This is a genomic window from Streptomyces sp. HP-A2021 (genome assembly GCF_022807935.1).
Lineage (GTDB): Bacteria > Actinomycetota > Actinomycetes > Streptomycetales > Streptomycetaceae > Streptomyces > Streptomyces afghaniensis.
On sequence record NZ_CP094344.1, the window covers coordinates 7,582,003 to 7,602,585 of the forward strand.

Consider the following 20,583-nt stretch of genomic DNA (forward strand, 5'->3'; position numbering starts at 1 on the left):
CCGGCACCGCAGAGCGCAGCGACCGAGAAGCTGAGGAGCGCAGCATGAGCATGGCCGTCGCCGGCATGATCGCCGGCATGGCACTGGCATTCGCCGGGTACTTCGGTGGGTTCGGCGCCTTTCTGCTGGTGGCGGCGCTGGGCGCCGTCGGCTTGGTCGTCGGCCGGTTCCTGGAGGGGGACATGGACTTCGGCGACTTCTTCCGTCCCCGTGATCGGCGGCGGTGACGGCCGTGAGCGCAGGGGCCGGTGAGCTCGACAGACCCCTGACCGTCGTCCCGCCGGGCGAGCGGGGTGCCACCCGGATCGCCGACCGGGTCGTCGCGAAGATCGCCTCGCAGGCGGCCCGCGAGGCCGTCGGGCCGCTGCCGCCCGACGCCGACCGGCCGTCCGCCTCCGTCGCCGTGCGCCACGACGTCGCGCACGTCCGGGTCCACGTCGAGCTCGACTACCCCTGCGACGTCGGCGCGCGCTGCCACCAGGTGCGTCGCCGAGTCGTCGAGCGGGTAGGCGACTTGGTGGGAATGCAGGTGCCGGAGGTCGTCGTCCAGGTGGAGCGGCTGCACCTGGCCGCCGGGCCCGGCACGGTACAGGGGAGGACGCGATGAGCGAACCCCGGGGCACCGAACAGCCCGAGCCCGAGGGCACCACCCAGCGGCTGCCCGTCCTCGAGAAGTCGCAGCCCGGCACCGGACCGGACCGGTCCGCGCCCGGGAGCGGAACGCCGCCCGTAGGCGAGGGCGGGGGCGGCCGCGAAGGCCGCTTCTGGTCGGCACGCCGCGTCCCGGCGGGCATCGTCGCCCTGCTGCTCCTGGGACTGGCCGGACTGTTCCTCTACGACATCGCGTCCGTGCGCGCCGACCGGCCCGTCATGAGCTGGCGCCGGGAGCTGGCCCGGCAGCTCGCCGAACGGCCCCTCGACGACACCTGGGTGCTCGTCGGGGCCGGGGTCGCCGCGGCTCTCGGGCTCTGGCTGCTGGTCCTGGCCGCCACGCCCGGCCTGCGGCACGTGCTCCCGATGCGGCGGACGCACGCCGACGTACGCGCCGGACTGGACCGGGACGCCGCCGCGACCGCGTTGCGCGACCGGGCCATGGAGGTGGCCGGCGTGCATTCGGTACGGGTGCGGGTGCGCCGCAGGCGGGCGGACGCCCGCGCCGTGTCGCACTTCCGTGAAGTGGACGATGTGCGAACCGACTTGGACGCCGTGCTCACCGACGCGATCCGCGGGCTGGGACTCTCCCGGCCGCCCGCGCTGTCGGTGCGCGTCCGGCGGCCCGGCCGGAAGGAGTGACAACGATGCTCAGGGTCCTCAACCGCGTGTTCCTGGGGCTCGTCGGCCTCGTCCTGCTGGTGCTGGGCGGCTCCGTACTGGCCGTCGGCCTCGGCGCTCCGGCACCCTCCTGGTGGATCCACCACAGCCGCCACGACGTGCTGCTGAGCGACGCCGAGCGCACCCGCTGGCGGGACGACGGCTGGTGGTGGCCGGTCGTCATCGCCGTACTCGCCGTCGCGCTGCTGCTCGCCCTGTGGTGGCTGGTCGCGGTGCTCCGCCGGCGCCGCCTCGCCGAGGTCCTCGTGGACACCGGCGACGGCGAGGGCGCCCTGCTGCGCGGCCGGGCCCTGGAGGACGCCCTCACCGAGGAGTCGGCCCGGGTCGACGGTGTCGGCCGGGCCCACGCCCATCTGACGGGCCGCCGCAGCGCCCCCGAGGCCCGCGTACGGCTCGCACTGGAACCGCACGTGGACCCGGGCGCCGCCCTGCACGACCTGACGACCGGCGCCCTGACCCACGCCCGGACATCGGCGGGACTCGCGTCGCTGCCGGCGGAGGTACGGCTGCGGGGTGTCAAGCACGGTGCGGAGAGGGTGAGCTGACCGTTCGGGACCGAAACGGCACGCTGACAGTCCGGGACGAAACGGCGCTCAGAACCCGTGCCGTGCTCCGCCGTCCACCGGCACCATGACCCCGGTCAGATAGGAAGCCGCCGGAGACAGCAGGAACGCCGCCACCCGCCCGAACTCTTCCGGCGCCCCGTACCGCCGCAACGGAATGCGGGACTCCGACGCCGCCCTGGTCGCCTCGGGATCCGCCGACAACGCGTCCAGCTCGCGCACGCGGTCCGTGTCGATGCGCCCGGGCAGCACACCGACCACCCGAATCCCCCGCGGCCCCAGTTCGTCGGACAGCGACTTGGCGAACCCGGCCAGCCCCGGCCGCAGCCCGTTCGAGATCGTCAGCCCCGGAATCGGCTCGTACACCGACCCGGACAGCACGAACCCGATGACACCCCCCGACTCCAACTCCGCCGACGCCGCGCGAGCCAGCCGCACCGCGCCGAGGAACACCGACTCGAACGCCGCCTGCCACTGCTCGTCCGTGTTGTCGGCGACGAACCCGGCGGGCGGCCCGCCCACGCTGACGAGGACACCGTTGAAGCGCCCGAAGTGCTCCCGCGCGGCACCGATCAGCCGGGCCGGTGCGTCGGGGTCGGCGTTGTCGACGGCCACCCCGACCGCGTTCGGGCCCAGCGCGGCCGCCGCGTCGGCGACGCTCTTCTCGTCCCGCCCCGAGACGACCACCTTCGCCCCGTCCGCGACGAGCTCGCGCGCGGTGGCGTTGCCGAGGCCCCGCGTGGCCCCGGTGACGACGTACACCCGGTCTTTCAGTCCAAGATCCATGGTCCCTATCCTGCCCCGTCCTCACCGAACAGGGCCATGGCGGTGTTCACCAGGCCGATGTGGCTGAACGCCTGCGGGACGTTGCCGAGCTGCCGGCCGGACACCGGGTCGAACTCCTCGGACAGCAGGCCGACGTCGTTGGCGAGTCCCGCCAGCCGCTCGAACAGCTCCCGGGCCTCTTTCGTACGGCCCGTCATGTGCAGGGCGTCCGCGAGCCAGAACGAGCACACCAGGAAGGCGCCTTCGGAGCCGGGCAGTCCGTCGACGGCCGCGTCGTCCTCGTGGTCGGTGGTGTAGCGGCGCAGGAAGCCGCCGTGGTCCAGCTCCTCGCGGACCGCGTCGATGGTGCCGACCACCCGTGGATCGTCGGGCGGCAGGAAACCGACGCGCGGGATGAGCAGCAGCGCGGCGTCCAGTTCGGGCGAGCCGTAGGACTGCGTGAAGGTGTTGCGTGCGGGGTCGTAGCCCTTGTCGCACACCTCGCGGTGCACCTCGTCGCGCAGCGCGCGCCAGCCGTCCAGGTCACCGTCCAGCTCCGGGTGGCGCTCCAGGGTGCGCACGGCACGGTCGGCGGCGACCCACACCATCACCTTCGAGTGCACGAACTGGCGCCGGCCGCCGCGCACCTCCCACAGCCCCTCGTCCGGCTGCCGCCAGTGGGTGCGCAGGAAGTCCATCAGGGCTCTCTGCAGTGCCCACACGTCCGGCTGGGCGGACAGGCCCGACTCGCGGGCCAGCGACAGGGAGTCCATGACCTCGCCGTAGACGTCCAGCTGAAGCTGTTTCACGGCGTCGTTCCCGATCCTCACGGGGGCGGACCCGGCGAAGCCGGACAGCCACGGCAGCTCGAACTCGGGCAGCCGTCGCTCGCCCGCCACGCCGTACATGATCTGGAGGTCCGCCGGGTCACCCGCGACCGCGCGCAGCAGCCAGTTGCGCCAGGCCTCGGCCTCCTCCTGGTAGCCCGCGGCCAGCAGCGCGCCCAGGGTGAGGGTGGAGTCGCGCAGCCAGCAGTAGCGGTAGTCCCAGTTGCGCACCCCGCCCGGCTCCTCGGGCAGTGAGGTCGTCGCGGCGGCGACGATGCCGCCGGTCGGGGCGTAGGTGAGTGCCTTGAGGGTGATCAGGGAGCGGACGACGGCGTCCCGGTACGGTCCGTCGTAGCGGCAGCGCGACGCCCAGGCCCGCCAGTCCTCGACGCTGTGCCGCAGCGACTCGTACGGGTCGACGAGCGGCGGGCGCTCTTCGTGGGAGGGGTGCCAGGTGAGGACGAACGCGACCTTCTCGCCCTTGCGGACCGTGAACTCCGCGTGCGTCCCGAAGTCCTCGCCCCAGCTGCGCACCTCCGGTTCGCTGCGCAGCCAGGTCGAGTCGGGTCCGGCGACGGCGACGCGGTGACCGTCGGCCCGGCGTACCCAGGGGATGATCGAGCCGTAGTCGAAGCGCAGCTTGAGGACGCTGTGGAGCGTCACCTCGCCGTCCAGGCCCTCTACGACGCGTACGAGGTCGGGGGCCTGGTCGCGCTGGGGCATCAGGTCGGTGACGCGGACCGTCCCCCGCCCGGTTTCCCACTCGGTGTCCAGGACGAGGGTGTCGCGGCGGTAGGCGCGCCGGGTGCACCGGTCCGCCCCCACGGGGGCGATGCGCCAGAAGCCGTTGTCCTCGTCGCCGAGCAGCTTGGCGAAGCAGGCGGCCGAGTCGAAGCGGGGCAGGCAGAGCCAGTCCACGGATCCGTCCGTGCCGACCAGGGCGGCGGTCTGTTCGTCGCCGATGAGCGCGTAGTCCTCGATGCTCGGGTGCACGGAGTGCGGGTTCCCGGCAAGTCGGCGCGGCAATCAGGGCAGGGGCCGGGGGAGTGACGGGCCTTCGGCGACCGGGGCGCGCGTGCCCGAGAAGATCACCCCCGGGTCCGACGGGGCCTGGTTGAGCACCCACAGGCCGATCAGGGTGGCCAGCGTGAACACGACGGCGATCAGCACGGCGAGCACGAGCCGCCGCCGGCGCTCGCGCCGCAGCCACTCACCGCGTGCCGTGCGGTACGCGTCGGGGTCGGGGAGCACCCCGCCCGCCAGCACCCGGAGCGCCTCGCGGAGCTCCTCCTCGGTGCGGCCGTGACCGGCCCGGTCCGGACTGGTGCCACGCGACGGAGTGTGGTCTCGATTCGTCATCGCCGGGCCTCCATCGCCTGGGTCAGGGCGGCGATGCCGCGTGCCGTGTGCGTCTTGACCGAACCGCCGGATATGCCCATCGCGGCGGCTATCTCGCTCTCCTTGAGACCGAGCCAGTGCCGCAGCACCAGCGCCTCGCGCTGCCGGGGTGGCAGCTGCTGGAGCGCGTCGATCAGCACGCGCTGGTCGTCCCGCAGCAGCGCGGCGTGCTCGGCGGAGGCGACCGTGTCGTCCGGCGGGTTCTCCTCGTGTCTGCGGGCGACTTGAAGGTGCCGGATCCGCATCCGCGTCAGATTGCAGACGGTGGAGCGCAGATACGCCTCCGCCGCGGCCGCGTCCCGCAGCCGCCGCCACTTGCGGTAGATCTGGTAGTACGCCTCGGCCACCACGTTCTCCGGGTCGTCGGCGCCGAGCAGGACGGCGAGGCGCAGCATCGAGGAGTAGTGCAGCTCGAAGAGGCGGGCGACACCGGCCTCGCGCTCCAGGTCGGCGGAGTCGCCGGCCGGGGGAGCGAGGGGCTCGGCCGGTGCCGGTGCCGGTGTCGGCACCGGTGGCAGCGTGGGGTTCTGTCTGCGTCTCACGAGTTGTTCGCTCCGGTCTCCGGGCGTCGCCGGACGGTCAGGCGGGACGGCAGGTCGGTCGCGTCGGCGCCGCGCGGGACACCGAGGCGGGTCAGCACCGCGGTGGCGGTCAGCGCGACGGTCAGATTGAGCAGCAGGGCGGCGAGCCCGGCGTAGATCTCCAGCGGCCGGGCGCCGACGCCGAGCGGCACGATCGGGGAGAACCCCTCGCGCACCACCAGGTACGTCCCCGACGCCATGCCCACGGCCCATCCGGCGAGCAGCGCCCGCGGGTGCGGCCACCGGGTGAACAGCCCCACGGCGACGGCCGGGAAGATCTGCAGGATCCACACGCCGCCGAGCAGCTGGAGGTTGACGGCGTCCTGGTCGCGCAGACCGAACACGAACGCCACGGCCCCCACCTTCGCGGTGAGCGACACCGCCTTGGCGATCCGCACCTGCCGCTTCGGCGTGGCCGTCGGATGGACGTACTCGACGTACACGTTGCGGACGAAACTCGTGGCCGCGGCGATCGACATCACCGCCGCCGGGACGAGCGCCCCCACGGCGATCGCAGCGAACACCAGGCCGGCCAGCGGCGCCGGCATCAGCCGGTCCACCAGCATCGGCACGGCCGCCTCGGCACCGCCGCGCGGAGCCCGCACCCCCGCCGCGAGGGCGGCGATGCCGAGGAACCCGAACAGCGCGAGCAGCCCGGTCCAGGCGGGCAGCGCGACCGAGACCTTGCGCAGGGTGCGGGGGCCGTCGGCGGCGAAACCGGCGGTGAGCACGTGCGGGTACATCAGCAGGGCGAGGGCGGAGCCGAGCGCGAGCGAGGCATAGGCCGGCTGCTGGGCGGGGGACAGGAGCAGCGCCGGGCCGCCCAGCCGCCGCGCCGCGCCGTCGAAGACCGGGCCCGGGCCGCCCAGCCGCGCGAGGACCAGCCAGGTCACCGCGGTGAGCGAGACGAACACCGCCACCGCCTTCAGCGCGGAGATCACCGTGGGCGCCCGCAGCCCGTGCCGGTACGTGGCCACCGCGAGCCCCGCGAACAGCGCGACCAGCACCAGGTCCCCGGCAGCGCCCCGCGGGTACACGCCCCCGGCCGTCAGGACCGCCCTGATGCCCAGCAGTTGCAGCGCCAGGTACGGCATCGTGGCGAGGATCCCGGTCAGCGCCACCACCAGGGCCAGCGGCGGCGACCCGTACCGGCCGCGCACGAAGTCGGCGGCAGTGATGTAGCCGTGCCGCCGGGCCACGCTCCACAGCCGGCTCAGCAGCACGAAGGCGAGCGGGCAGACGATCACCGTGTACGGCACGGCGAAGAAGGCGGGGGCGCCGTTGCCGTAGGCCAGTCCGGGTACGGCGGTGAAGGTGTACGCGGTGAAGATCGTGCCGCCCAGCAGCAGCCAGGTCCAGCCGGGGCCGAGGGAGCGGTCGGCCAGGGCCCAGCCCTCCAGCGAGGGCAGCCGGTCGACCGGGCGCAGCCACCGCGCGGTGACGGCGAGCAGCGACGCCCCGCCGATCACGGCGAGGAACGTCGCGGTCATGGCGCCGTCAGCCATGGGTCACCGTCCTTGGTGTGCCTGTGCCCTCGCGCGAGAGTTGCGCGGACGGCCCGTCCGGAGGACAGGAAACCGGCGGGAAATCTTTCTCGAACACCGTGTCAACCACTTCCGGCGAGTGCGCAACTCTTGCACAGACCGACAGCGAGCGGGAGAGGAGCACAGGTCATGGCACACACCGGGCACCCCCGGCTACGGCGCGTCGCCGTCGCCCTGCTGCTGCTCGCACCCGCGGCCGGGTTGCTGTGGGTCCCGCTGTACGCCGGTGCCGGTCCGCGGCTCGCGGGGACGCCGTTCTTCTACTGGTACCAACTCGCGTGGGTACCGGGCTGCGGCCTGTGCCTGCTCGCCGCGTACGCGCTGACGGATCGGCACCGCTGATCCGCACGCCCTGATCCGCACTCCCCGTTGTGCACACCCGTCGAGGTGAGGAGCCGCCATGCCCGCATCAGCCCTGCCCGAATCCGGGCCCGAGGTGCCGGAAAAGTCCAGAACACGGCCGATTCTGCTGTGGACCGCCGTCTCCCTGCTCGGCGCGGTCGCCTGGGGCGTCCTCGCCCTGGCCCGCGGCGAGCGGATCTCCGCGGTCTGGCTGGTGATCGCCGCGCTCGGGTCGTACGCCATCGCCTACCGCTTCTACTCCCGGTTCATCGCCCGCCGGGTCCTGGAGCCGGACGACCGCCGGGCCACCCCCGCCGAACGCCTCGAGGACGGCGTCGACTACCACCCCACCGACCGCCGGGTGCTGCTCGGGCACCACTTCGCCGCGATCGCCGGCGCCGGACCCCTGGTGGGACCGGTGCTCGCGGCCCAGATGGGCTACCTGCCGGGGACCCTGTGGATCGTGGCGGGGGTGATCTTCGCGGGCGCGGTGCAGGACATGGTCGTGCTGTTCCTGTCGATGCGACGGGACGGCACGTCGCTCGGGCAGATGGCCCGCGACGAGATCGGCCGGGCCGGCGGGGCCGCCGCCCTGATCGCCGTGTTCGCCATCATGATCATCCTGCTGGGAGTCCTGGCGCTGGTCGTCGTCAACGCCCTCGCCCACAGCCCCTGGGGCACCTTCTCCGTCGCGATGACCATCCCCATCGCCCTGTTCATGGGCTTCTGGCTGCACGTCATCCGCCCGGGCCGGGTCGTCGAGACCAGTCTGATCGGCGTGGTCCTGCTGCTGCTCGCGATCGTCGGCGGCAGCTGGATCCAGGAGTCCTCGCTGGCCTCCGCCTTCACGCTCAGTCCCACGACCCTGGTCTTCTGCCTCGTCGGCTACGGCTTCGTCGCCTCCGTCCTGCCGGTGTGGATGCTGCTCGCGCCGCGCGACTACCTCTCCACCTTCATGAAGATCGGCACCATCGCCCTGCTCGCGGTCGGCGTGGTCGTCGCGGCGCCGGTCCTGCGCACGGACGCGGTGAGCGACTTCGCCTCGTCGGGTGCCGGGCCCGTCTTCGCCGGGGCCCTGTTCCCCTTCCTCTTCATCACCATCGCCTGCGGCGCGCTGTCCGGCTTCCACGCGCTGGTCTCCTCCGGGACCACCCCGAAGCTGATCCGGAAGGAGTCCCAGGTCCGGATGATCGGCTACGGCGCCATGCTGATGGAGTCGTTCGTCGCGATCATGGCGCTGATCGCCGCGGCGACCCTGGAGCCGGGCCTCTACTACGCCATGAACGCCCCGGCGGCCCTCCTCGGCACGACGGCCGAGTCGGCCTCCCACGCCGTCGCCGGCCTCGGCTTCACCATCACCCCCGACCAGCTCACCCAGGCCGCCAAGGCCGTGGAGGAACAGACGCTGATCGCCCGCTCCGGAGGGGCTCCGACCCTGGCCGTCGGCATGTCGGAGATCTTCTCCGGGGTCTTCGGCGGCGCCGGGATGAAGGCCTTCTGGTACCACTTCGCCATCATGTTCGAGGCGCTGTTCATCCTGACGACGGTGGACGCGGGCACCCGCGTCGGCCGCTTCATGCTCCAGGACATGCTCGGCAACGTGTGGAAGCCGGCCGGCCGGGTCAACTGGAAGCCGGGCATCTGGCTGTGCAGCGCCCTCGTCGTGACGGCCTGGGGCTACTTCCTGTACACCGGAGCCACCGACCCGCTCGGCGGGATCAACCAGCTCTTCCCGCTCTTCGGCATCGCGAACCAGCTCCTCGCCGCGATCGCCCTGGCCGTCTGCACCACGATCCTGATCAAGTCCGGCCGGCTGCGCTGGGCGTGGGTCACCGGCGTCCCGCTCGCCTGGGTCGTGGCGATCACCTTCACCGCGGGCTGGCAGAAGATCTTCTCCGCCGACCCGAAGATCGGCTTCTTCGCCCAGCGCGCGCGGTACGCCGACGCCCTCGACGCCGGTCAGGTCCTGCCACCCGCCAAGAACCTCGACGACATGCACACCGTGGTCACCAACTCCACGGTCGACGGTGTGCTGATCGCCCTGTTCCTGCTGCTGGTCGCCGTCGTGATCGGCAACGCCGCGGTGGTCTGCGTGCGGGCGATACGGGCCCCGGGCTCCACTCCGGTCACGGAGGCGCCGTACGTGGAGTCCCGCCTCGACGTGCCGGACGTGCCGGACGAGCCGCTGGCGGGAGTCCGTACGTGAGGGTGGTGCGCTGGGCACGGGCGGTGCGCTGGTACGTGCGGGAACTGACGGAGGTACTGAACCGGTCACACCGCGAGGAGTGCCGGCAGGGGCGCTGCTGCTGACGCGGCCGAGGGGCGGCCGGCCGGGGTCACACCGCCGCCGGCTCCGTCTCACTCACGTCGGCTTCCCGGGCCGCCGCCTGCGCCCGGTCGCGGGCCTCGCGGCGGGCCAGGACCACCCAGCCGACCGGGACGGCGGCGGAGAACAGCCACCACTGGATGGCGTAGGCGTAGTTCAGGGCGGCGTCCTCCTTGCCGGGGTCGCCCAGCAGTTCGGGGATGTCGCCCTTGGGCTCGGGGGCCGTCTGCGCGATGTAGCCGCCGAGCACCTGCGCGTCCAGGCGCCGGGCCTCCTGCTCGCTGTTGATCAGCATGATCTGCCGGTCCGGCAGGCCCTTGAGGTCCTTGATCCCGCTCGCCGCGGTCGTCTCACTCGGCATCAGCCGCCCCTCGACGGTCACCTCGCCGGCCGGCGGTGCGGGGACCTTCGGGAACGTGGTCTGGCTCGGGCCGTCCGAGGGGATCCAGCCCCGGTTGACCAGCAGGACCTTGCCGTCGTCAAGGACGAACGGGGTCAGGACGTGGTAGCCGACCTCGTCGTCGGAGTTGGTGCGGCGGCGGACGACGACCTCGTCCTCCGTGTCGAAGCGGCCCTTCGCGGTCACGGTCCGGTACCGCTCGGCGCTCGTGACGGTGTGCCCGGGCGCGGTCAGCTTCTCCACGGGCACCGGCTCGGCCGCCAGCGCGTCGGTGACCAGCTGGTTCCGGGCGGTGCGCTCCTCGTAGCGGTGCATCTGCCAGATGCCCAGCCTGATCATCGTGGGGATGAGAAGCAGGGCGATCAGCGTGAGGATCACCCACTGCCGGGACATCAGGAAGCGGTACACCCCACGACCGTACAACTCGGTCGTGGGGTGCATTCAGGCGGGTGTGGGTTCAGACCTTGTCGACAATTCCTACCTTTCCCTCCGCGCGGGCGCAGTGGGCTCCGCAGAACCAGTGGCCCTCGACCTCGACACCCTGGCCGATGATCTGGACCCGGCAGTGCTCGCAGATGGGGGCCATGCGGTGGATCGCGCAGGCGAAGCAGTCGAAGACGTGCACCGCCCCCTGCGCATGCACCTCGAAGGTCATTCCGTACTGATTGCCACATACCTCACAGGTCGCCATGCGCCACAGGGTGAGCCGTCGTCCCCGCCCGGGCGAGCGGCCGCCGGGCGAGTCGCCCGTCAATCACCCATCCGTACGGTCACCCATCCGTACGGTCACCCCTCCGAAGCCGGCTCCACATCCGCGAGGAGTTGCCCGAACGCCGCCTCGTCCACGATCGGGGTGCCGAACTGCCGGGCCTTGACCACCTTGGACGTGCCCGAGTCCGGGTCGTTCGTGACGAGCAGGCTGGTCAGCCTGGACAGGCTGGTGGCCACGTGCAGCCCGGCCTCGGTCGCCCGGTCCTCCAGCAGCTCGCGCTCGGTCGAGGTGTCGCCGGAGAAGGCGACCCGCATGCCCTGCTTGAGCCGCCCGCCCGTCTCGTAGCGCCCAGGGTTGGGGTAGGGGCAGGCGGGCCGCTTCCGGGACGGGCGCCAACTGGTCTGGCGGTAGCCGCCGTAGCCCCGCGGGCCCGCCTGCTGCCCGATGCGCGGCGTGGCGGGGCGGTCCGACCACTCCGTCAGCGGCCGGCACTCGTGCAGCGGCAGCCGCACGCCGCTCGCCGCCGCGGCCCTGAGGCTGGGGCGGAACGCCTCCGCCAGCACGCGCGCGTCGTCCAGCGCGTGGTGCGCCCGCCGCTGGACGACGCCGAAGTGCGCGGCGAGCGACTCCAGCTTGTGGTTGGGCAGCGGAAGCCCGAGCTCCTTGGAGAGCGCGATGGTGCACAGCCGCTGCCGCACCGGCGCCTCGCACTTCGCGCGGGCGTACTCCCGGGCGATCATCTGCCAGTCGAAGACGGCGTTGTGCGCGACGAGCACCCGCCCCTGGAGCCGGGCCGTGAACTCCTCGGCGATGTCCTGGAAGAGGGGCGCGCCCTCGAGTGCCTCGCTCGTCAGTCCGTGGATCCACACGGGGCCGGGGTCGCGCTCCGGGTTGACCGTCGTGTACCAGTGGTCCTCGACCTCGCCGCGCGCGTCCAGCCGGTAGACGGCCGCCGAGATGATGCGGTCGTCCCGGGCCAGGCCCGTGGTCTCCACGTCAACGACCGCGTACCCCTTGGGATACGCGGCCGGCCACGACGTGGGAGAGAACGCTGCGGTTGTCAGGTCTTCCAGCATGGTTCCTGAGGATACGGGCCACGACTGACACCGCCGTCCGCCAGGTGCGCAAGCTCCGCTCTTCCGATGCCCCCTCAGGCGCCTTGTCCGGTCTGTCCGTTCGTGAGGCGTACGTCTGATCGACGGTCAGGTGCTGTCGTCCCGCTCCGTTTGGCGGAGATCGCCAAGAAGCAAGCGCGTACCGTCGGTAATACTTGTGGGTAACAACGTCTGGCCGGGGCGGGGCTGCCGCCCTACGGTTCAGGCATGCCGAACCTGCCCGATGTCGTGCTGTGGTCGATACCCGCATTTGTGCTGCTCACCGTGATCGAGGTGGTCAGCTACCGCCTCCACCCCGACGAGGGCGCGGCGGGCTACGAGGCGAAGGACGCCGCGACGAGCGTCGGCATGGGGCTCGGCAGTCTCGTCTTCGACTTCGTCTGGAAGATCCCGATCGTCGCCCTCTACACGGCCCTCTACGAACTCACGCCCCTGCGCGTGCCCGTCCTGTGGTGGACCGTCCCGCTGATGCTGCTCGCGCAGGACTTCTTCTACTACTGGTCCCACCGCGGCCACCACGTCATCCGCATCCTGTGGGCCTGCCACGTCGTCCACCACTCCAGCCGGAAGTTCAACTTCACCACCGCGCTGCGCCAGCCCTGGACGTCCCTGACGGTGTGGCCGTTCTACGTCCCCCTCGTCGCCGCCGGAGTCCACCCGGCCGCGCTGGCGTTCTGCTCCTCCGCGAACCTCGTGTACCAGTTCTGGATCCACACGGAGCGGATCGACAAGATGCCCCGCTGGTTCGAGTTCGTCTTCAACACCCCGTCGCACCACCGGGTCCACCACGCCTCCCAGGGTGGTTATCTCGACCGCAACTTCGGCGGCATCCTCATCGTGTGGGACCGGCTGTTCGGATCCTTCGTCGCCGAGACCGTGCGGCCCGTGTACGGACTGACCAAGAACATCGACACGTACAACCCGCTGAAGGTGGCGACGCACGAGTACGTGTCCATCGCCAAGGACCTGAAGGGGGCGCGCGACTGGCGCGAGCGCGCGGGGCGCGTGTTCCGGGGGCCGGGGTGGGGGCCCGCGCCGGCCGCGCCACCCGTGGCTCCTACCGGTACGACTGCTGAGAGCGCGTCGGCGTGAGCCGCTCCCGGCTCCTCCTCGGCGCCTTCGGTCTCGCCGCCGTCGTCGACCTCCTCTCCCTCGCGGCCGGCTTCGACGCCGGGCACGCCGTCGCCAAGCCGCTGCTGATGCCGCTCCTGGCACTCTGGGCCGTCCTGCGCCGGGCGCCCCGGCCGCTCATGGCCGCCCTGCTGTTCGGCTGGGGCGGGGACGTGCTGCTGCTGTCCGACGCCGAGCCGGCCTTCCTCGCCGGCATGGGCTGCTTCGCGGCGGGACACGTCTGCTACCTCGTCCTCTTCGGGAGGTACGGCAGCCGGTACGCGGTGCCGCGCGCGCGTGCGGCCCTCCTCGCCCTGGGCTACGCCACCGCCCTCGTCGCGACCGTCGCGCTGCTGTGGCCGGACCTGCCCGCGGACCTGCGGCTGCCCGTCGCCGGGTACAGCCTCCTGCTCACGGCCATGGCGTACCGGGCCGCCATCCGGCTCGGCCTCTTCACCGGACTCGGCGGTGCGCTCTTCCTGCTGTCCGACTCGCTCATCGCGACCGGCGTCGCCGACTGGCCGCAGCCGCCCGCGCCGGACTTCTGGATCATGCTCACGTACATCGCCGCACAGGCCCTGCTGGCCGGCGGCACGCTCGGGGCGCTCAACGCGCGCAGGGCGCCGGCCGCGACGTACGGAGAGATGCGGGCCGTCTGAGGGTCGCCGGCGGGTGGCGAGCGTCACCAGCGGATGGGCAGCGGGAGGGCCGTCAGCAGCCCGGACACGGCGACCGCCAGGCCCAGCGCGACCACCTCCGCCCGCGCCGGTGCACAGGCGGTCAGCGGGTCGGCCGCCCGGCGCAGCCGCAGCCGCGCCCACAGGGCGAGGGCGGCGACGGCGGCCACGAGGAGCACCTTGGCGAGCAGGGCCCGCCCGTACGCCGTCGCCGTCAGCTGCTCCAGGACCGTCTCCGGCGGCATCCGGCGCAGTGAACTCCACACGCCCGTCGCGGTGACGGCGGCGAGCAGAACGGCCGCCACGCGCGCGTAGAGACCCAGCAGGGCCGCACCCGCCTCCGCGCCGTACCGGCCGTGCCACAGCCGCAGTGTGCGCAGTGCGTGCAGCAGACCGCCCGTCCACAGCGCCGCACAGGTGAGGTGGACGAGCGTCAGCCCGGAGCCGGTCAGCGGGGTGTGCTCGGTAGCGGGGTGCGCGCGCAGGGCTTCGGCGACCACCACGGCGGCCGGCGGCCACAGCTGCGTGGCCGGCCGGCGCGAGCCGGCGCACAGCCCCGCCACGAGGAAGGCGTTGACCTCCAGCAGGGCCAGCTTGCCGTCCCGGGACGCGTAGAGGCCGCCGACGTCGATGTCCGACAGGCCGTCAGGGACGAGATTGCCCGTGGCCACGACCGAGGCGAGCCCGAGCGCGGCGACGAAACCGGCGGCGGCCGCGAACGCCGACCAGCTGCGCGGCGCGACGGGACGGCCGCCGGCTGTCTCCGTACCCGGCACGGAACGCGCCAGCCGGTTCACGAACAGTTCGCCGATCGGTACGCACAGGGCCGCGAACAGCACCGTGCGCAGCAGGGCTATGCCGCCGGCGCCGGGCGCGGCGGCCTCCCCGGTGCCGTGCAGCGCCGAGGACGGGCCGAGCAGCGGGATCAGCGCGGCCAGTGCCACCAGCACCAGGACGGCGACGGGTCTTGTCAAAGTCACCCCGAGATCTTCACCAGCCTTCACACGGCTGGGCAAATCCTCGAGGACGGACTCAGGCGACCTTCGACGCGGCCGACCACCACAACCGGACTTCCTTGCGCACGTCCGTCGGCCGCAGCTCCCAGCCCTGCGCGAGCGCGACTTCGGCGACGTACCAGCCGCCGACGCCGCGGTAGGCCCGCAGCGGTATCGCGCACTCGGCCGGCGGCCGCGGCTTGTTCGGCTCGACCGGAGCCGAGGCCCGGGCGGTCCGCTTCGCGACCGCCTTGTCCACGCGTGCCTTGTAGTACTCGGCATCGCCGCGTTCGAGGGTGTTGCTGAACGCCGTGACCACCTCGGCGAACATGCCGACGACGAGAAACGCGGCCACCACCGCCACCCACAGCACACACACCACTGACAAGGAATCCTGCCGCAGACAGGAAGCGGGCCGGGCGGGTGCCCCCGCCCGGCCCGGACTACCTCCACACGAGTTCTACTTGGTCACCGCGTCCAGCGCGTCAGCGATGCCCCAGCCGTAGAAACCGTTGCGGTTCTTCGAGCCCTCGCACACCGCGTCGGTCTTGCCGTCGGCGTCGATGTCGTACGGGTCGGTGCACGGGGTGGCGTCGGCCTCGGCGTACAGGAGGGCCTTCACCAGGGCCGGAGAGGCGTACGGATGCGTCGACTTGATGAGGGCGGCGACGCCCGCGACGTGCGGGGACGCCATCGACGTACCGGCCATGTAACCCCACTTGCCGCCCGGCAGCGTGCCCAGGATCAGGCCGCTCGTGGCCGGCGCCTCCGGCTTCTGGTAGGCGGTCGAGTCGCCGCCCGGGGCGGCTATGTCCGCGACACCCAGACCGTAGTTGGAGAAGGACGACTTGATGCCCTTCGCACCCGTCGAGGCGACCGTGACGACGCCCGGCAGCTGGGTCGGGATGTCGAGGCACTTCGACGGATCGACGACCCGGTCGCCCGGCGTGGTGTCGTTCGGCGAGGACGGGTCGGTGATCTCGTCGGAGGCCAGGTCGTAGTTCTCGTTGCCGGCCGCCGCGACGTTGACCGCGCCCTTCTTCTCCGCGTACCGCGAGGCCCGGCCGACCGCGTCCAGCAGCGCCTTCTGGTCCGGGTCGTTCTTGCAGTTGAAGTACCAGGGGTCGGTGTAATAGCTGTTGTTCGTCACGTCGACCCCGTGCTCGGCCGCCCACACGAAGCCGCACACCACGGCCTCCGTGTAGAAGAAGCCGGACGGGTTGGACACCTTGATGCCGGAGACCTTCACCCCGGGTGCGACACCGGTCATGCCGACACCGTTCTTCGCGGCGGCGATCTCACCGGCCACGTGCGTCCCGTGCGGGCTCTCCCCGGCGCCCGGCCGCCAGGCCCCCTCGGACGTGTCCGGCTTGCCCGAGACACAGTTGACCGACGCGCCCCGGTCGAAGTTGGGCGCGATGTCGGGGTGGGTGTCGTCGACGCCGGTGTCGATCACGGCGACCGTGACCTCTTTGCTGCCCAGCGACTTCTCGTGCGCCTTGTCCGCCTTGATGGCGGGCAGATCCCACTGCTGCGGCTCCAGCGGGTCCTGCCCGGCGGGGGCCTCGGCCTCGGCGACCTCGGCCGCGCTCAACGCCTTCGGCGTGCCCAGGTCGCCCGTCGACGCCGACGGCAGCGGCTTGGTGCGGGTGGCACCGGCCGACTGCACCCCGCGCACCTTACGGATGCTCTTGGCGAAGTCGGGGTTCGAGGAGTGGACGACGATGACGCCGATCTGGTCGTACGACGTCACGATCGTGCCCCCGGCCTTGCCGACGGCCTTCTTCACGTACGCCGAAGTGCCCTGGCCCGGCTCGACGTTGACGACGTAGCTGAGCGAGGTCGCGTCGGCCGAGACCGCCGTGGGTGCCTCGTCGGCGGCCGTGGCCGTGGTGTTCGGCAGGAAAGCGAGGGCCGTGGCCACGGCCATCCCGGCCGGGATCGCGACGGCGCGGCGGTAACGCGCGTGCGGCGCAGTCATGGAGTCTCCAGTTCGTTCGCGGTTACGGGCGGACTGTGCGGAAAGTCTGGGCAGCGCGCGTCACTTGACGGCGCGCAGCGCGTTGACGATGCCGTACCCGTAGAAGCCGTTGACGCGCTTGCCGCCCTCGCACACCGCGTCCTGCGTGCCGTCACCGTCCTGGTCGTACGACTCGGGGCAGGCGGTCCGGTCGGCCTGCGCCTTCAGCAGGGCCTGGAGCTGGGCCGCGGACGCCCACGGGTGCTTGGACTTCAGCAGCGCGGCCACAGCGGAGGCGTGCGGGGAGGCCATCGAGGTGCCCTGGAGGAAGCCGTACGCGCCGTTCGGCAGCGTTGACAGGATGCGGCCGTCCTTCGAGGGCGTGTCGGGTATCTGGTAGCGCCGGTCGCCGCCCGGCGCCGCGACGTCGACGACGCCCTCGCCGTACGTCGAGAAGTACGACTTCACGTTGTCGACGCCCGTCGAGCTCACCGTGACGACACCCGGAAGCTGGTTCGGCACGTCGAAGCACTCGTGCGGGTCGATGGTGCGCTCGACGGGGGTGGAGTCGTCCGGGCTGGAGTCGTCGACGATCGCGTCCGCGTCCAGGTCGTGGTTGGAGTTGCCCGCCGAGGCGACGTTGAGCGTGCCCTTCTTCTGCGCGTACAGCTGCGCCCTGTTGACCGCGTCGACGATGGCCCGCTGGTCCGGATCGTCCATGCAGTTGTACAGCCACGGATCGACGTAGTAGCTGTTGTTCGTGATCTCGACGCCGTGGTCGGCGGCGAACACGAAGGCGCACACCACGCTCTCCGGGTAGAAGAGACCGTTCGCCCGGTCGGTCACGTTGATGCTGGAGACCTTCACACCGGGTGCGACGCCGGCGACGCCGATTCCGTTGCGCGCGGCGGCTATCTCACCGGCGACATGCGTGCCGTGGTAGTCGTCGGCGGTGTACGGCCGCCAGGCGCCCTGGCTGGTGTCGGGCTTGCCGCCGGCGCAGTTGGCGGACTGGGACGCGGAGAAGTTCGGGGCGATGTCGGGGTGGGTGTCGTCCACGCCGGTGTCGATCACGGCGACGGTCACCTTGCTGCTGCCCGGGTTGATCTTCGCGGCCTTGTCGGCGCCGATCGCGCGCAGATCCCACTGGTCGGCCTCGAGGGGCTCGCTCTCGGGAGTCTTCGCCGAGGCGGCCTCGGTGCGCTTGGCCTGGGCGGCCGTCAGGTACTCGACCGCGCCCTCCTCCTTCGTCCCCGCGGCCGTCAGGGGCGTCGTGCGCGTCGCGCCCGCCGACTGGACCCCGCGGGCCTTGCGTATGGTCTTGGCGAAGTCGGCGTTCGAGGAGTGGACGACGATCACGCCGATCCGCTCGTACGTGGCCACGACCGAGCCGTCGGCCTTCCCGATCGCCTTCTTCACCGACGCGATCGTGTGCCGGTCCACCTTGGTGTTGACGACGTACGCCAGCTTCGGCGCGTCCGCCGTGCGGGCGGCCGACTCCGCCTGGGGGGCCGCCGACGCGGCGGCGGGCAGGAAGCCCAGCGAGGCCGTCAGGGACAGCACGACGGGCACGGCGAGGGCGAGCCGGCGTCTGGAACGCAAGTGAGACATGGGGTCTCCACATCCTCCGGAAACGAAACCGGCCCGAGGCACAGGTGGTGCTCGGGCAGGTACATGACGAGGTGGTGCAGGGCGAAGCTATCTCGCGCTCTCGCTGGCCAGCAACGTTTTGTCGAAACGACTTCGGAAAGAACGCCGCGCGGTTGAACCGGTTCTCGCGTGCCGCCGTGACGTTGGACAAGGAGCGCGAGGACACTCGCCTCCGTCCCTGTTCACAACCGCTTCCGTCATCGCGAGGAGACTCTCCGTGGCCACCGACGCACCGCCCCCCTCGAAAGAGCAACACAAACTCCCCTCACCCGAGGAGTTCAGCGAGGTGCAGGAGAGCGCGGAGTTCGGTGAACTGCGCCGCTCCTACCGCTCCTTCGCCTTCCCGCTGACCGTCGCCTTCATCGCCTGGTACCTGCTGTACGTCCTGCTGTCGAACTACGCGGGCGGCTTCATGGGCACCAAGCTGTTCGGCAACATCAACGTCGCCCTCGTCTTCGGCGTCGCCCAGTTCGTCACCACATTCCTCATCGCCTGGTGGTACTCCAAGCACGCCGCCGCGAACCTCGACCCCAAGGCCGAGGCCATCAAGTCCCGGATGGAGGGCGGCGCATGAGCACCGCACAGCAGACGCTTCTCGCCGCGAACGAGGCCAGCGAGCACCGCCCGCTGATCATCACCCTGTTCGCGCTGTTCGTCCTGGCCACACTCGGCATCACCATCTGGGCGGGCCGTCAGACCAAGGACGCCGCCGACTTCTACGCGGGCGGACGCCAGTTCAGCGCCTTCCAGAACGGCCTCGCCGTCTCCGGCGACTACATGTCGGCCGCGTCGTTCCTCGGCATCGCCGGCGCGATCGCCATCTTCGGCTACGACGGCTTCCTCTACTCCATCGGCTTCCTCGTCGCCTGGCTGGTCGCCCTGCTCCTGGTGGCCGAGCCGCTGCGCAACTCCGGCCGCTACACCATGGGCGACGTCCTCGCGTACCGCATGCGCCAGCGCCCGGTCCGCACCGCCGCCGGCACGTCCACCATCGTCGTGTCGATCTTCTACCTGCTGGCCCAGATGGCCGGCGCGGGCGTCCTCGTCTCGCTGCTGCTCGGCATCACCTCCGACGCCGGCAAGATCCTCATCGTCGCCCTCGTCGGCGTCCTGATGATCGTCTACGTCTCCATCGGCGGCATGAAGGGCACCACCTGGGTTCAGATGATCAAGGCCGTGCTGCTCATCGGCGGCACCATCCTGATCACCTTCCTGGTGCTGCTGAAGTTCAACTTCAACATCTCCGACCTGCTCGGCACCGCCGCCGAGAAGAGCGGCAAGGGCGCCGCCTTCCTGGAGCCCGGCCTCCAGTACGGCGCGACCGGCACCTCCAAGCTGGACTTCATCTCCCTCGGCATCGCCCTGGTGCTCGGCACCGCCGGCCTGCCGCACATCCTGATCCGCTTCTACACGGTGCCCGACGCCAAGGCCGCCCGGAAGTCCGTGAACTGGGCCATCGGCATCATCGGCGGCTTCTACCTGATGACGATCGCGCTCGGCTTCGGCGCCGCCGCGCTCATCTCGCAGGAGGAGATCATCGCCTCCAACCCGTCCGGCAACACGGCGGCACCCCTGCTCGCCCTGCACCTGGGCGGCGTCGACTCGACCTGGGGCGCGATCCTGCTCGCCACGATCTCGGCGGTGGCCTTCGCGACGATCCTCGCCGTCGTCGCCGGCCTCACCCTCGCCTCGTCGTCGTCCTTCGCGCACGACATCTACGCCAACGTCATCCGCAAGGGGAAGGCCTCCGGCGCCGAGGAGGTCCGCGCGGCCCGCTGGGCGACCGTCTTCATCGGCGTCGTCTCCATCGGCCTGGGCGCCCTGGCCCGCGACCTGAACGTGGCCGGCCTGGTCGCGCTCGCCTTCGCGGTCGCGGCCTCCGCCAACCTGCCGACGATCCTCTACAGCCTGTTCTGGAAGCGGTTCACCACCCAGGGCGCCCTGTGGTCGATCTACGGCGGTCTGATCGTCGCCGTCGGCCTGGTGCTGTTCTCGCCCGTCGTCTCCGGCGACCCCAAGGCGATGTTCCCCGAGGTCGACTTCGCCTGGTTCCCGCTGAAGAACCCGGGCATCATCTCCATCCCGTTCGGCTTCCTCATGGGCTGGCTCGGCACGGTCCTGTCCAAGGAAGAGCCGGACGTCAAGAAGTACGCCGAGCTGGAGGTCCGGTCCCTGACCGGCACCGGCGCCCACTGAGCACGAACCCCCTCGCGCGGCCGCGTCGTAGGAACCTCCAGGTCCCTGCGGCGCGGCCGCGTTCCACGTCGTGGGATCGGGCCTGTGGTG

Annotated in this window: 22 protein-coding genes; 10 read left to right on the forward strand and 12 right to left on the reverse strand. The window is 71.7% G+C overall.

What is annotated here, in order from left to right; all coding sequences use genetic code 11:
* Positions 1-44: 44 nt before the first annotated feature.
* From MQE23_RS34245 to amaP, 4 genes are read left to right on the forward strand one after another with little or no spacing between them, the layout of a single operon-like run.
* Positions 45-227 carry a hypothetical protein gene (locus MQE23_RS34245; protein ID WP_037670573.1) on the forward strand — a complete coding sequence of 61 codons (183 nt, stop codon included), beginning with the start codon at positions 45-47 and terminating at the stop codon, positions 225-227.
* On the forward strand, positions 224-607 hold the full coding sequence (locus tag MQE23_RS34250; protein ID WP_020274105.1) for a hypothetical protein: 384 nt from the start codon (positions 224-226) through the stop codon (positions 605-607). The genes MQE23_RS34245 and MQE23_RS34250 overlap by 4 nt, the downstream gene beginning before the upstream one ends.
* Positions 604-1,293: a DUF6286 domain-containing protein gene (locus tag MQE23_RS34255; RefSeq protein WP_243381151.1), complete on the forward strand. Its 690-nt coding sequence runs from the start codon at positions 604-606 to the stop codon at positions 1,291-1,293. The genes MQE23_RS34250 and MQE23_RS34255 overlap by 4 nt, the downstream gene beginning before the upstream one ends.
* On the forward strand, positions 1,290-1,877 hold the full coding sequence (gene amaP / locus MQE23_RS34260) for an alkaline shock response membrane anchor protein AmaP (RefSeq protein ID WP_243381152.1): 588 nt from the start codon (positions 1,290-1,292) through the stop codon (positions 1,875-1,877). The genes MQE23_RS34255 and amaP overlap by 4 nt, the downstream gene beginning before the upstream one ends.
* Positions 1,878-1,925: 48 nt before the next feature.
* On the opposite strand, the gene MQE23_RS34265 is transcribed toward amaP, so the two are convergent.
* From MQE23_RS34265 to MQE23_RS34285, 5 genes are read right to left on the reverse strand one after another with little or no spacing between them, the layout of a single operon-like run.
* A complete protein-coding gene (locus tag MQE23_RS34265; RefSeq protein WP_020274108.1) occupies positions 1,926-2,681 on the reverse strand; it encodes an SDR family oxidoreductase in 756 nt (251 codons plus the stop codon).
* A gap of 5 nt (positions 2,682-2,686) precedes the next feature.
* Positions 2,687-4,480, reverse strand: a complete 1,794-nt coding sequence (locus MQE23_RS34270; RefSeq protein ID WP_020274109.1) for a glycoside hydrolase family 15 protein — start codon at positions 4,478-4,480, stop codon at positions 2,687-2,689.
* A gap of 33 nt (positions 4,481-4,513) precedes the next feature.
* Positions 4,514-4,846: a hypothetical protein gene (locus MQE23_RS34275; protein WP_020274110.1), complete on the reverse strand. Its 333-nt coding sequence runs from the start codon at positions 4,844-4,846 to the stop codon at positions 4,514-4,516.
* Positions 4,843-5,394, reverse strand: a complete 552-nt coding sequence (locus tag MQE23_RS34280) for a SigE family RNA polymerase sigma factor (RefSeq protein WP_020274111.1) — start codon at positions 5,392-5,394, stop codon at positions 4,843-4,845. Before MQE23_RS34280 ends, MQE23_RS34275 begins: the two co-directional genes overlap by 4 nt.
* A 29-nt stretch (positions 5,395-5,423) precedes the next feature.
* Positions 5,424-6,971: a symporter YodF gene (locus MQE23_RS34285; protein WP_020274112.1), complete on the reverse strand. Its 1,548-nt coding sequence runs from the start codon at positions 6,969-6,971 to the stop codon at positions 5,424-5,426.
* Between the two features lie 168 nt (positions 6,972-7,139).
* Here MQE23_RS34285 and MQE23_RS34290 point away from each other — a divergent pair, with 168 nt between their 5' ends.
* Both MQE23_RS34290 and MQE23_RS34295 read left to right on the forward strand, forming a co-directional pair.
* Entirely contained in the window at positions 7,140-7,352 is a 213-nt protein-coding gene (locus tag MQE23_RS34290; RefSeq protein ID WP_020274113.1) for a DUF3311 domain-containing protein, read from the forward strand.
* Between the two features lie 58 nt (positions 7,353-7,410).
* Positions 7,411-9,558 (forward strand): carbon starvation CstA family protein, encoded by a 2,148-nt coding sequence (locus tag MQE23_RS34295; protein ID WP_020274114.1) that lies wholly within the window; start codon positions 7,411-7,413, stop codon positions 9,556-9,558.
* 130 nt (positions 9,559-9,688) lie between these two features.
* Here MQE23_RS34295 and MQE23_RS34300 read toward each other — a convergent pair whose 3' ends face one another.
* The 3 genes from MQE23_RS34300 to MQE23_RS34310 all read right to left on the reverse strand — a co-directional run bounded on the left by MQE23_RS34300 (position 9,689) and on the right by MQE23_RS34310 (position 11,866).
* Entirely contained in the window at positions 9,689-10,486 is a 798-nt protein-coding gene (locus tag MQE23_RS34300) for an SURF1 family protein (RefSeq protein ID WP_020274116.1), read from the reverse strand.
* A 49-nt stretch (positions 10,487-10,535) separates the two neighbouring features.
* On the reverse strand, positions 10,536-10,769 hold the full coding sequence (locus MQE23_RS34305; RefSeq protein WP_082319948.1) for a hypothetical protein: 234 nt from the start codon (positions 10,767-10,769) through the stop codon (positions 10,536-10,538).
* A 95-nt stretch (positions 10,770-10,864) separates the two neighbouring features.
* Complete coding sequence (locus tag MQE23_RS34310) at positions 10,865-11,866, reverse strand: DEDDh family exonuclease (protein WP_020274118.1); 1,002 nt, start codon at positions 11,864-11,866, stop codon at positions 10,865-10,867.
* 246 nt (positions 11,867-12,112) lie between these two features.
* On the opposite strand from MQE23_RS34310, the gene MQE23_RS34315 reads away from it, so the two are divergent.
* Complete coding sequence (locus MQE23_RS34315) at positions 12,113-12,997, forward strand: sterol desaturase family protein (protein WP_020274119.1); 885 nt, start codon at positions 12,113-12,115, stop codon at positions 12,995-12,997.
* Complete coding sequence (locus tag MQE23_RS34320) at positions 12,994-13,674, forward strand: lysoplasmalogenase (RefSeq protein ID WP_243381154.1); 681 nt, start codon at positions 12,994-12,996, stop codon at positions 13,672-13,674. Before MQE23_RS34315 ends, MQE23_RS34320 begins: the two co-directional genes overlap by 4 nt.
* 23 nt (positions 13,675-13,697) lie before the next feature.
* Here the strand turns inward: MQE23_RS34320 and MQE23_RS34325 are convergent, their stop codons facing one another.
* The 4 genes from MQE23_RS34325 to MQE23_RS34340 form a co-directional block, all read right to left on the reverse strand.
* Positions 13,698-14,672 (reverse strand): CopD family protein, encoded by a 975-nt coding sequence (locus MQE23_RS34325; RefSeq protein WP_128092616.1) that lies wholly within the window; start codon positions 14,670-14,672, stop codon positions 13,698-13,700.
* A gap of 52 nt (positions 14,673-14,724) precedes the next feature.
* Positions 14,725-15,069, reverse strand: coding sequence for a hypothetical protein (locus tag MQE23_RS34330; protein ID WP_020274122.1), 345 nt, complete (start codon positions 15,067-15,069; stop codon positions 14,725-14,727).
* A gap of 78 nt (positions 15,070-15,147) precedes the next feature.
* The gene (locus MQE23_RS34335) at positions 15,148-16,668 is read right to left on the reverse strand and encodes a S8 family serine peptidase (RefSeq protein WP_243381155.1); all 1,521 of its coding nucleotides are present in this window, start codon (positions 16,666-16,668) and stop codon (positions 15,148-15,150) included.
* A gap of 60 nt (positions 16,669-16,728) precedes the next feature.
* On the reverse strand, positions 16,729-18,258 hold the full coding sequence (locus MQE23_RS34340) for a S8 family serine peptidase (RefSeq protein WP_037670582.1): 1,530 nt from the start codon (positions 18,256-18,258) through the stop codon (positions 16,729-16,731).
* Positions 18,259-18,514: 256 nt separating this feature from the next.
* On the opposite strand from MQE23_RS34340, the gene MQE23_RS34345 reads away from it, so the two are divergent.
* Positions 18,515-18,871, forward strand: coding sequence for a DUF485 domain-containing protein (locus MQE23_RS34345; RefSeq protein ID WP_020274125.1), 357 nt, complete (start codon positions 18,515-18,517; stop codon positions 18,869-18,871).
* Entirely contained in the window at positions 18,868-20,493 is a 1,626-nt protein-coding gene (locus MQE23_RS34350; protein ID WP_020274126.1) for a cation acetate symporter, read from the forward strand. The genes MQE23_RS34345 and MQE23_RS34350 overlap by 4 nt, the downstream gene beginning before the upstream one ends.
* Positions 20,494-20,583: the final 90 nt, after the last annotated feature.